Source organism: Rhizobacter sp., from assembly GCF_035702065.1.
GTDB lineage: Bacteria > Pseudomonadota > Gammaproteobacteria > Burkholderiales > Burkholderiaceae_C > Rhizobacter.
Genome location: NZ_DASSRA010000414.1, coordinates 1 through 11,579 on the forward strand (window position 1 = coordinate 1; position 11,579 = coordinate 11,579).

Sequence of the window (11,579 nt, forward strand, 5' to 3'; positions counted from 1 at the left end):
CAACGACAGGAGCGCCCATGCCTTCCATCAGCTCTGCAACCGCCTCGGCCGACGCCGGCCGCCTCGTCTTGCGCCTGATGATCGGCGTGCTGATCCTCTTCCACGGCGTGGCCAAGCTGAGCGGCGGCGTCGGCCCCATCGCCGGCATGCTCAGCAGCCATGGCTTGCCGGCCGTCTTTGCGTATGGCGCCTACGTCGGCGAGGTGGTGGCGCCGGTGCTGCTTGTCATCGGCCTGTGGACGCGTGCGGCCGCCTTGCTGGTGGTGGCCAACATGCTGGTGGCTCTGGCCCTTGTGCACATGGGCGAGCTGGTGCAGATCAACCCGAAGACCGGCGGGCTGGCCGTCGAGCTGCAGATGATGTACCTGTGGGGGGCCGTGGCCATCGCGCTGCTGGGTGCCGGGCGCTTCAGCGTGGGTGGGGCGGCGGGGCGCTGGAACTGATGATGCCGGGGGCTTGTCCACGCCCCCGAAGCCGCATCTCCCGCCGGCACATCGTGCACCGACAGCCCTTCCACTTCACGCCGGCTGCGGGCGCTCGGGTGTCATTGCGTCGCCATGCCTCCCGACGGGAGGCGAGCCTGCCGACCGCGGAACGATCAGCACGTCGCAGTCGGCCCCGGACAAGATGCGGCGGCTGACACTCCCGAGAAGGAACCCGCCAAGAGTCGAGCGGCCTTGCTTGCCGGCGACGACCAGGTCGATGCCTGGCACCAGGGCGTGCCGCAAGGTGGCCAGGTCCGCCGGCCCGCGGCCCACCGTGAAGCGCACCTGCGCGCTGTCGAGGCCGAACCTGGCGACCGTGCGACGCATGCGTGCGTAGGCCCCGGTCTCCTCCCTCAGCCGCACGGCGCGGATGACGGATTCGGCCACGTCGGACCGACGCAGCACCGACTCCTGCAAGGATTCGATGGCGTGAAAGACATGCATGCGGGCACCGCGCAGCCAGGGCACCGCGAACTGCAGCGCCGAGTCCGAGCTGGCGGTGAAGTCGACCGGCATGAAGACCTCTCGGTAGGGCGCGTCCGCGGCCTTCTTGACGACGAGCACCGGCCGCCGACAGGTTCTGAGCAGGCGGTCGGCCGTGCGGCCGATCAACAGCTTCTCGATCCGGTTGTGACCGCGCTGCCCGATCACGACCAGGTCGGCCTGTTGCGACGCCTGCACCAGGGTCGCGAGTGGATCGCCCACTGCGACCTCGACCGTGGCGGCCACGTCGTAGGCGCCCAGCACCTCGGCTGCGACGCGACGCAGCGCCGCGCGCGCCTGTGCGGCCTTCAACTCGATGTCGATCGTCGGTGAGAACCAGTCGCGCAAGGGCTTGCAGCCTGCGCGCTTCAGCACATGCAGGATATGAAGGCGCGCGTCGTGCTCGTGCGCCAGCAGCGCCGCCCGGCGCACCGCGTTGTTGCCGTCGACCGAGAAGTCGGTCGCTACCAGGATGGATGTGAACGGAGTCATGTGTCGTTCCCTCGTGATCAGAACCTTTGCCATGCGGCAGACGAGCGCAGGCCCTCCGGTGCGCTGTGAATCGCACCAAAGCAGCAGTTCCCTGCCTTTCGTCGCCACGTTTGCGACCCGCAGCGCAGAGGCTGCGCGCGGCGACTACATGGCGTAGTCGCCGCTCGATTCGGGCTGGAAGAGGATGGCCACGATCTCGGCCTCCTTGTGACTGCCGGCCGGTGTGGGCCAGCGGGCAATGCCGCCGACGTGCAGGCCGAGCAGGGCGCTGCCCACGGGAGACAACACCGACACAAAGCCCATCGCGGGCTCGGCATCCGTGGGGTAGCACAGCGTCAGCGTGTTGCGCTGGTGGCTCTCGGTGTCTTGCAGCAGGACTTGCGAATACATCGTCACGATGTCTGGCGCCACCGCGCGCGAAGGCACGATGGTGCAGGACTCCAGCATGTCGGCAATCGCTTGCTGCTGTGCAGAGGGACCGTCGCCCTGCGCGCCACGGCGCAGCAGGTTCAGGAGGCGGACATGGTCCAGTTCAGTGAGCGTGCGCTCGAGTGTCACGACTTCCACGAGGCGTTCCTTCAGTGTCGGGGGGCTCGCCTGCCGATCGGAGGCGTGCACCAGCGCGCGGGCTGAGGGCCCGGCGATCTGAGGTTTGCGCAAATGGGGTGGAAGTGATCGCCGGGCTTAAGGATGTGCGGCCGGCTGACAGGTGTGTGTCTCCATGCCGGCACGCGCTTGCGGCGTTCGCAGCGAGCAGGCGCGCTGTGCGTCGGCTTTGCGAGAGGCAAAGCGCACTGCAACATGGGAGGGGGTGAAACACATGCGGGGAAGTCTATCGTCGGCGGTGCTTGCGCGCCAATCGTCGCGGGCAAGTCGCACTGGGGCGTGGGTGTAATGCGGTCCCGTCGCGATGAAGCCGCGCCCGATGGCGCAGGTGCCGGCGTGGCCTCTGGTTGACCGCTGCCGGCATTTCAGCAAGCATCTGCTTCCCCGGCTCGCGGCGCATCGTTGCTGTTGGGAAGAGTCGTACGTCGTTGTCCCGATGCGCGTTGTCGATCCTGGATCTGAAAACAACCCACTGGAGACAGCCCATGACTGAGATTCGTTCGCTTGTTGCGTTCGCCGCGCTTTGCGTGGCCGGCGCTGCCCTGGCCCAGCAGGCCCCACCCGAAGAACCGGGCTGGGCCAAGGGACGCCCCAAGTCCGAGACGGCCATGAAGATGGCGCCGGTGCCGGCGTTCCCGATCCCGACGGCGGCCGACAAGCTGCCGACGTCGAAGTTCAAGCTGCCCAAGGGCTTCAAGGTCGAGACCTGGGCCTCGGGCATTCTGGACGCGCGCGGCTTGCGCCAGGGGCCCAACGGCAACATCTTCGTCAGCTCGCTGTTCGTCGCCAACAAGGTGTACCTGGTGCCCGAGAACGGCAAGCGCGAGGCCAAGGTGATCATCGACAACATGCCGATGGCCGCGGGCATCGAGTACTACAAGGGCAGCCTGTTTCTCGCCACCAACACCAAGATCATGCGGTGGGACAACGTCGACGGCCGGCTCGACAACCTCGGCGAGCCGAAGGTGATCTACGACAAGTTGCCCGGCGGCGGCGATCACAGCTGGAAGTTCCTGCGCATCAAGAACGACAGGCTGTACTACGAGGTGGGCGCGCCCTGCAACATCTGCGACCCGGGCGAATGGGCCAAGCTGTACAGCATCAAGCTCGACGGCAGCGACCTGCAGGTGGTTGCCTCGGGCGTGCGCAATACGGTGGGCTTCGACTTCGACCCCAAGACCGGTGACCTCTGGTTCACCGACAACGGCCGCGACTGGTTCAGCGAGGAGTTGCCCAACGACGAGCTGAACCACGTCACGCAGCCCGGCAAGCAGCACTTCGGCTACCCGTTCTGCCACCAGGGCAACATCCCCGATCCGGAGTTCGGCTGGGGCAAGTCGTGCGACGACTACACCAAGCCCGCTGCGCTTCTCGGGCCGCACGCCGGCTCGCTGGGCCTGAAGTTCTACACCGGCAAGATGTTCCCGGCCAAGTACCAGGGTGCGATGTTCATCGCACGCCACGGCCCGTGGAACCGCACCAAGAAGTACGCCGACGTGTCTGTGGCGTGGCCCGACGGCAAGGGCGGCGCCAAGGTTGAACCGTTCATGACGGGCTTCGTCGAGAACAACAACTACCTGGGTCGGCCGGTGGACTTCCTGATCCTCAAGGATGGCTCCTTGCTGGTGAGCGACGACCACGCGGGGGCGATCTATCGCATCAGCTACCGCGGGAAGTGATGTGATGCGGCGCTGGCGCGGCCTGGTTGTACAGAGTGTGGCCGCGCTGGCGGTGCTGGCATCGGCCTGCCAGGCCGGTGCGCAGCAGAAGAAGAACCCCGCGCCCGCAAGAGCAGCCAGCAACGCGGCCCCCGCCAGTGTCGGTGCGGCTGGCTACGCGCAGCGCTTCGCCACCGTGTGCGCAGCCTGTCACGGTGCCAACGGGCGCAGCGAGCTGCCGAACATGCCCGTGCTCGCCGGCCAGCCTTCGTTCTACGCCATCACGCAGCTGTTCCTGTTCCGCGAAGGCAGGCGCAGCAACGAAGCGATGACGGCGGTGGCCAAGACGCTCAATGACGACGACCTGCGCGGCTTCTCCGACTACATCGGCACGCTGCCGCCAGTGCCGGCCCCGCCTGCGGCCACGCCACCGGATGCGGCGCGCATGCGCCGTGGGCAAGAGCTGGCGTTGCAGCACAAGTGCGTCTTCTGCCACGGCGCCGACCTGGGCGGCGGGCAACAGGTCGCGCGCATCGCGGGGCAGCGCGAGGACTACCTGCAAATGAGCCTGCAGGGCTTTCGCACCGGCAAGCGCCCGGGGTACACGCAGGCCATGATCGCGGCCGTGAGCCAGATCCCGCCGGAAGACCTGGACACGCTGGCGTACTACGTGGCCCGCTTCAACGACGGGGCCCCGGCGCCGGGTAGCAAGTAGGCGAGCGAAGTAGGAGAGCGTCGCTGCGCCAGCTCCGGGCCAGTCGATCACGGCATGGCGATTGGCGCCCTCTCGCGCATGCGCTGAACGTCGCCTGCGACCCGTGGCCTTCAGGGTGCAGCCCTAAACTTGAGCGCCGCGGATCATCAGCCCACCACGAAGGGATGTGAAACTGCCCATGAGCCCAACGCAGAGCACGACGCAGAGCACGACGCAGAGCACGACGCAGAGCACCACCAAGAGCCTCGGCGTTGCAGCCTGCACCGCGATCGTCGTCGGCAACATGGTGGGCTCGGGCTTCTACCTGTCTCCGCCGGCGCTTGCACCCTATGGCGTGCTGGCGGTCTTGGCGTGGCTGGTGATGGCGGCCGGCGCGATCTGCCTCGGCCTGGTGTTTGCCAAGCTCTCCCGCCTGGCGCCCGCCACCGGCGGCCCCTATGCCTACACACGGCTCGCCTATGGCGACTTCGCGGGCTTTCTGATCGGCTGGGGCTACTGGATCTCGATCTGGGCGTCGCTACCCGTCATCGCGTTCGCGTTCGCCGGCGCGATGATGAACCTGTTCCCGTTGCTGCACGGCAAGCCGGTTGCGGTGGCGTTGACCATTGGCTCGATCTGGGCGGTGGTGCTGGTCAACCTGCGCGGCGTTGGCATCGCGGGGCTGTTCGCCGAGATCACGACCTACGCCAAGCTCGTCCCGTTCGGTGCGATCGCGATCATCGGCTTGCTCTATGTCGACGGCTCGCACTTCAGCGAATTCAACCCGAGCGGCGAGCCGATCATGACCGCAGCGGCCGCGCTGGCACCGCTCACGATGTTCGCCTTTCTCGGCCTGGAGTCGGCCACCGTACCGGCCGGCGACGTGCGCGACCCGGTGCGCACGATCGGGCGCTCGACGGTGCTCGGGATCGCAATCGCGGCCGCGCTTTACATCCTCGGCACGGTGGTGGTGATGGGTGTGGTGCCCCGCGCGCAGCTGGCGGCTTCGACCGCGCCGTTCTCCGACGCGGCGCGCCTGATGTGGGGTGACTGGGCCGCGACGGCGGTGTCGGTGGCGGTCATCGTGTCTTCGATCGGCGCGCTCAACGGCTGGACGCTGCTCATGGGCCAGGTGCCGATGGCCGCTGCGCGCGACGGTCTGTTCCCGAGAGTCTTCGGTCGCGTTTCCAGCCGCGGCGTGCCGGCGTCGGGCATGGTGGTGTCCGCCTCGTTGGCCACCGCGCTCGTGCTGGTGGAGGCGGCTGGTTCGTCGGGTTTCGCGGCCGTCTACCAGCTCATCCTCGGCTTGGCGACCATGACGGCTGTGGTTCCCTACGCGTTCTGCGCCGCGGCGACCGGCCTGGTGGCGCAGAAGGTCGCCAATGGCGGCCCGGTGCCGCGGGTCGGCGTGATCGAAGTCGTCGCGTTCGTGTTCGCGGTGTTCACGCTCTACGGGTGTGGCGCCGAGCCCGTGCTCTACGGGACGGTGCTGCTGATCCTGGGCATCCCGGTGTACGTCTGGCAGAAGCGGCGCGCCTGAGCGGGCACCAACGGGCGGGTCAGGCTGCAGCGTGTGTGGCGCTTGCGCGCGTCACCATCACCTGGTCGATGCGGTGGTTGTCGACGTCCATCACTTCGAACTTGTAGCCCGCCATGGTCACGCTGTCCGTGCGCTTGGGAACGCGCCGCAGCATGATCATCAGGAAGCCCGCCAGGGTCTCGTATTCCTCGGCGTGCGGGAGGCTGTCGATGTCGAGCTCGCGGCGGACGTCCTGGATGGGCGTGACGCCGTCGATCAGCCACGAGTTCTCGTCGCGGCGCACGATCTGCTGCTCTTCGTCGTCCGAGCGCGGCACCAGATCACCCATCACGGTGCTCATCACGTCGTTGAGCGTGATCACGCCGACGACGAGGCTGTACTCGTTGACCACGATCGCGAAGTCCTCGTGTGCGTGGCGGAACTGTTCGAGCACCTCGGTCAGCGACAGGCGATCGGGAACTACGAGCGCCTTGAGCAGCGGCAGCCCCTGGCCGAAAGCGAGCGGCTGGCCGGCGAGCACGCGCTGGAACATGTCCTTGGCGTCGACGTAGCCGAGCACCTTGTCGATGGTGCCGTCGCACACCGGGTAGGCCGAGTAGGGTTCGGCGACGATGCGCGCGCGAAGGGCCGCTTCGGGCTCGTCCCGGTCGAACCAGGCGATGCGGTCGCGCGATGTCATGACGCTGCTGACCAGCCGGGTGTCCAGCTCGAACACGTTGGCGATCACCTGCTGCTCGCGCTCGGCGAGCACCCCGGCCTGAGCGCCGGCCTCGGTCATCGCGAGGATGTCGGCCGAGGTGATCTTGTCATCGCGCTGCGCGGGCAGGCCCAGCAGCTTGAAGAGCAGGTCGGTGGCGCGCGTGAACAGCCACACCAGCGGCTTCAAGGTGGTGATCAGCACCTGCATCGGCCCGACCATGCGCACCGCCAGGCGCTCGGGCTCGCTCATGCCCAGCCGCTTGGGGAAGAGGTCGGCGAAGATGAGGAAGACCGCGATGATCGTCACGAAGGACGCGCCGAAGGCCACGCGCTGCGCGTTCTCGGTGCTCAGCCAGTGATCGAACAAGGCGGCGTAGACGGGGCTGAGCGAGCCTTCGCCCACGACGCCACCGAGGATCGCGACGGCGTTGAGGCCGATCTGCACCACGGTGAAGTAGTGGCCGGGCTGCTCTTGCAGGCGCAGCACGCGCTCGGCGCGCACATCGCCGTCATCGGCCATCTGCCGCAGGCGCAAGCGGCGCGAGGCGGCCAGGGAGATCTCGGCGAGGGCGAAGAAGGCGCTTGTCGCAATGAGTGCAGCGATGACCAGCAGGCTTTGGGTGAGGTTCATGGCGTGGTCGCAGGGCCCAAGTGCGACATGGTGCCACGAGCCGGCAGCGCGGGCGGCGCCGAGCAAGTGAGAGTCAGCCTGCCACGCCCATGCGCTTGAACTCGCTCTGCTTCATCGCCAGGTAGTCGACACGCTCCACCTCGTGCAGTTGCCGCGCGTACTGCTCGGTGGCATCGAACCAGGCATCGAGCCGCTTGGCGCGCTGCTGCGCCGGCGGGGCAGCGAGCGAGGCGAGATAGGCGTCGATGGCCAGGTAGTAGCGCATGGTGTTGCGCTCCACCGCGCCGCGCATGCCGCCGATGTAGCCGGAGCCGCTGCGCGTGAAGCCCACCTTGCCGGCACCCAGCGTGGCCAGGTAGCCCTGCATGGCCAGGCGGGCGGCCATGCCGATGCCGTAGGAGTAGCGCAGGTGCAGAAAGGTCTGGTTGCCGCCGGCCAGCGGAATGGCCTGCAGCTGGATGCGGTAGTCGCGGGTGGAGAACGGGCCGGTGTCGGCGGCCAGGCGCAGGCTCAGGTACTCGGCGCTGGCGGCCTGCACCTGCAGGTTGAAGGCCACGCGGTAGGCGTCTTTCAGCGGCTGGTCGTGCTTGCGGCCGATGCGCGCGTCGAGCACGCTGCCGGCCACGGTGCACTGCTTGGTGTTGAGCTGCAGCATCATGATCTCGCACAGGGCGGCGGGCTGCTGCAGCTGCTCGCGCGCCAGCGCGAAGGGCTGCGACACCACCGCGTCGATGCTGCCTTGCAATACGTCACCGTCTTCACTGCTTTGCAGCACCATGGGGCGCAGGAAGGGCGTGTTCTGCAGTTGCGTGGCGAGCTGCGCATGGCGTTCGCGCAACGCGGCGGCCGTGCTGGGGCCGGCGGTCGGCTGGGCGAATGTGGCGCTCGCCAGCAGCATCGTGGCCAGGAGCCACCAGGGGCGCAATCGCGAAGACAGGGGCATCGAGCAGGTTCCTCCAGCCCGGGGTCGGGCAGCCGTTGGAGACGATGATGACACCCGCGTTCCCTTCGCACCGTAGGACAGCACCGGATTACCGCGTGCGCATGTGCAGTAGGCTACACATCACACAGAGGAGAAGTCCCCATGGGCAACAGACTGCAGGGCAAGGTCGCGATCATCACCGGCGCCACCAGCGGCATCGGTGAGGCCACTGCACGGCGCTTCGCCGCCGAAGGCGCCACGCTGGTGATCGCCGGGCGCAGCGTGGAGCGAGGCGAGGCGCTGGCGCGCGAACTCGGCGAGCGCGTGCTGTTCCAGGCCGCCGACGTGATGCGCGAGGCCGACATCGCCGCGCTGGTCGACACCGCGCTGGCCCGCTTCGGCCGGCTCGACTGCATGTTCAACAACGCCGGCGGCAACACGCCCGGCGTGCTGGAGACGGTGACCGAGCAGGAGGTCGACTACGCCATGAAGCTGCTCTACGGCAGCGTGCTCTTCGGCATCAAGCACGCGGCGCGCGTGATGGCGGGCAACGGCGGCGGCAGCATCATCAACAACTCCAGCATCGCCGCGCACCGGCTGGCGCAGGGCGCGATGCTGTACTCGTGCGCCAAGGCGGCGGTGAGCCACCTCACACGGCTGATGGGCGTGCAGCTCGGGCCGCAGGGCATCCGCGTCAACTCGATCTCGCCGGGTGCGATTGCCACGCCCATCTTCTGGGGCGGCGCGGGCACGACCACCGACGAGGTGAACCAGAAACGCCTGGCCAAGCTGCAGACCAACCTGGCGCACGCCACGCCCACGCCGCGCTCGGGCGTTGCCGACGACATCGCGAACGCGGCGCTCTATCTGGCGAGCGACGAGGCGAGCTTCGTCAACTGCCACGACCTGGTGGTCGATGGCGGGCGCATTTGGCAGTTCAACGAACGGCCGCGCGAGGCCTGAGGTCGAACCGGTTCCCTGCGGCCTGGGTCACGTGTATAACTGCGCCATCGCCTTTGGCGGGGGAGCTTGCGATGGGTCTCGACTTCGACATCATTCGGAAACCGTCCATCCTGATCGTCGACGACACCCCGGACAACCTCGTCTTGATGAGCGACCTGCTCAAGGATCGCTATGCGATCAAGGTGGCCAACAACGGCGAGAAGGCACTTCGCATCGCCCGCGCCGGCGAGCCGCCCGACCTGATCCTTCTCGACATCATGATGCCCGGGCTGTCGGGGCACGAGGTGGCGCAGCAGCTCGTGGCCGACCCGCACACGCGCGACATTCCGATCGTCTTCCTCACCTCGCTGGCCTCCGAGGAAGACGAGACGCTCGGGCTCGAGCTCGGTGCCGCCGACTACATCACCAAGCCGATCCGCCCGGCGGTGCTGCTGGCGCGGGTGGAGACGCAGCTGAACATCAAGGCCGCGGCCGATTTCATGCGCAGCCAGAACGACTTCCTCGAACAGGAGGTCGCCCGCCGCACCCGCGAGCTGTCGGCGATCCAGGACGTCACCATCCATGCCATGGCGTCGCTGGCGGAAACGCGCGACAACGAGACCGGCAACCACATCCGCCGCACGCAGCACTACGTGAAGCTGCTGGCCGAGCAGCTGCGCAATCACCCGCGCTTCGCCCGCACGCTCGACAACGCCACGATCGCGCTGCTGTTCAAGTCGGCGCCGCTGCATGACATCGGCAAGGTGGGCATCCCGGACCGCATCCTGCTCAAGCCGGGCAAGCTCACCGCAGAAGAGTTCGAGATCATGAAGACCCACACCACGCTCGGGCGTGACGCCATCACGAACGCCGAGCAACTGCTGGGCGCCGACGTGAACTTCCTGCGGCTGGCCAAGGAGATCGCCTACGGCCACCAGGAGAAGTGGGACGGCAGCGGCTACCCCGAAGGCCGCTTCGGCGACGACATCCCCATCTCTGCCCGGCTGATGGCCGTGGCCGACGTGTACGACGCGCTGATCAGCCGGCGCGTCTACAAGGCGCCCATGTCGCACGAGCAGGCCGTCCAGATCATCACGGAAGGCCGGGGCAAGCACTTCGATCCGGACATCGTCGATGCCTTCCTGGCGCGGGTCGACGCCTTCGCCGAGATCGCGCGGCGCTTCGCCGACACCGACGAAGACATCGCCCGCAAGGCCGAGGCCGTGGCCTTCATCGCCGACGCGCCCTGAGCCGCCGGGCCGCCCCGGCCGCAGCGGTGTTGCGGCTGCCGCATGCGGTCGCCAGACCCCCTGAACGGACTTCCCATGAGCAAGCTGATCCAACTGCTCGAACGCCTGACGCTGCTGCACAAACTGGCCCTCGGCTTCGGTTCGCTGCTGCTGCTGGCGCTGGTGCTGGGGGGCCAGAGCCTGTACGTGCAGACCCGTCTCAGCCACGACTTCGAACTCTTGCAGTCTGAAGAGGTGGTTGGCGTCGCGCGCGCCAAGGAGGCCGAAACCCAGCTCGTGCGGATGATCCTCGCGCTGCACAAGGCGGCCGGCGAGACGGACCCGGTGAAGCGCGACGCCTACCTGACGCAGCGTGATGCGAGCCGGGCGCAGCTGCGCCAGGCCACGACGCAGCTGCGCAGCACGCTGGTGCGCGCCGAGAACGTCGAGCGGCTCGACGAGTTCGAGGGGCTGCTGGCGCAGCTCGAGAGCGACGCCGACGATGCGGCCGCGCTGATGCGGCGCGGGCTGCACGAGCAGGCGCAGAGCTTCATCGACGAGGAGTTCGAGCACGTGGCCCGGCAGGCGGGCCAGCGCATGGCGGCGATCGCCGACACCAAGGAGAAGGGCGCCGACGTCGCTTCGGACCGGATTCGCAGCTTCGCAGCCCAACAGACGATGGTGTCGGTGGGGCTGCTCGTCGGAGGGCTGGCCCTGGTGCTGCTGTCGTCGATGGCAATCGCGTTGTCGATCCGCCGCCCGGCTGCGCGCGTGCGCGCCGCCGTCGAGGGCATCGCCCAGGGCCGGCTGCAGGAGCCGGTGCCGCACACCGACCTGGACAACGAAGTCGGCGAGCTGGCCCGCTCGGTGGCGGCGCTGCGCGACGGGCTGAGCCGCCAGGGCGCCGAGCTGAAGGCGCAGCAGGCCGAACTGGAGCTCACACGGGCCTGGTACCAGGGCATCGTCGAGGCGGCGCCCGATGGCATGCTCGTCATCGATGCCACCGGGCGCGTGCTGCTTACCAACCCGCAGCTCGATGAACTGTTCGGCTACGCGCACGGCGAGCTCATCGGCCAGCCGATGGAGGTGCTGGTGCCGCCTGCCAGCCGCGCGCAACATCCGCAGCTGCGCGCCGGCTTCATGGCGCAGGGTCGGTCGCGCCAGATGGGGCGCGCGCAGTCGGTGCTGGAAGGGCAGC

The 11,579-nt window shown here is 68.1% G+C and carries 11 protein-coding genes; 7 read left to right on the forward strand and 4 right to left on the reverse strand.

Features of this window, described 5'->3' with window-relative positions:
* Positions 1-17: 17 nt before the first annotated feature.
* Complete coding sequence (locus tag VFL64_RS18210; RefSeq protein WP_489541795.1) at positions 18-443, forward strand: DoxX family protein; 426 nt, start codon at positions 18-20, stop codon at positions 441-443.
* A 75-nt stretch (positions 444-518) separates the two neighbouring features.
* Here the strand turns inward: VFL64_RS18210 and VFL64_RS18215 are convergent, their stop codons facing one another.
* Both VFL64_RS18215 and VFL64_RS18220 read right to left on the reverse strand, forming a co-directional pair.
* Entirely contained in the window at positions 519-1,493 is a 975-nt protein-coding gene (locus VFL64_RS18215; protein WP_489541796.1) for a universal stress protein, read from the reverse strand.
* Between the two features lie 111 nt (positions 1,494-1,604).
* Positions 1,605-2,027: a GreA/GreB family elongation factor gene (locus VFL64_RS18220; protein ID WP_489541797.1), complete on the reverse strand. Its 423-nt coding sequence runs from the start codon at positions 2,025-2,027 to the stop codon at positions 1,605-1,607.
* Between the two features lie 524 nt (positions 2,028-2,551).
* On the opposite strand from VFL64_RS18220, the gene VFL64_RS18225 reads away from it, so the two are divergent.
* The 3 genes from VFL64_RS18225 to VFL64_RS18235 all read left to right on the forward strand — a co-directional run bounded on the left by VFL64_RS18225 (position 2,552) and on the right by VFL64_RS18235 (position 5,958).
* Positions 2,552-3,745: a PQQ-dependent sugar dehydrogenase gene (locus VFL64_RS18225; protein ID WP_489541798.1), complete on the forward strand. Its 1,194-nt coding sequence runs from the start codon at positions 2,552-2,554 to the stop codon at positions 3,743-3,745.
* Between the two features lie 4 nt (positions 3,746-3,749).
* Positions 3,750-4,439, forward strand: coding sequence for a c-type cytochrome (locus VFL64_RS18230; protein WP_489541799.1), 690 nt, complete (start codon positions 3,750-3,752; stop codon positions 4,437-4,439).
* Between the two features lie 166 nt (positions 4,440-4,605).
* The gene (locus VFL64_RS18235; RefSeq protein WP_489541800.1) at positions 4,606-5,958 is read left to right on the forward strand and encodes an amino acid permease; all 1,353 of its coding nucleotides are present in this window, start codon (positions 4,606-4,608) and stop codon (positions 5,956-5,958) included.
* A gap of 19 nt (positions 5,959-5,977) precedes the next feature.
* On the opposite strand, the gene paeA is transcribed toward VFL64_RS18235, so the two are convergent.
* Both paeA and VFL64_RS18245 read right to left on the reverse strand, forming a co-directional pair.
* Entirely contained in the window at positions 5,978-7,288 is a 1,311-nt protein-coding gene (paeA, locus tag VFL64_RS18240; protein WP_489541801.1) for a polyamine export protein PaeA, read from the reverse strand.
* A 73-nt stretch (positions 7,289-7,361) separates the two neighbouring features.
* Positions 7,362-8,231 (reverse strand): hypothetical protein, encoded by an 870-nt coding sequence (locus tag VFL64_RS18245; protein ID WP_489541802.1) that lies wholly within the window; start codon positions 8,229-8,231, stop codon positions 7,362-7,364.
* A 141-nt stretch (positions 8,232-8,372) separates the two neighbouring features.
* On the opposite strand from VFL64_RS18245, the gene VFL64_RS18250 reads away from it, so the two are divergent.
* The 3 genes from VFL64_RS18250 to VFL64_RS18260 all read left to right on the forward strand — a co-directional run.
* Positions 8,373-9,173 carry an SDR family NAD(P)-dependent oxidoreductase gene (locus tag VFL64_RS18250; RefSeq protein WP_489541803.1) on the forward strand — a complete coding sequence of 267 codons (801 nt, stop codon included), beginning with the start codon at positions 8,373-8,375 and terminating at the stop codon, positions 9,171-9,173.
* Between the two features lie 71 nt (positions 9,174-9,244).
* Entirely contained in the window at positions 9,245-10,402 is a 1,158-nt protein-coding gene (locus tag VFL64_RS18255; protein WP_489541804.1) for a response regulator, read from the forward strand.
* Positions 10,403-10,477: 75 nt separating this feature from the next.
* Positions 10,478-11,579, forward strand: a 1,102-nt coding sequence (locus VFL64_RS18260; RefSeq protein ID WP_489541805.1) for an MCP four helix bundle domain-containing protein, incomplete at its 3' end; no start/stop codon positions are given.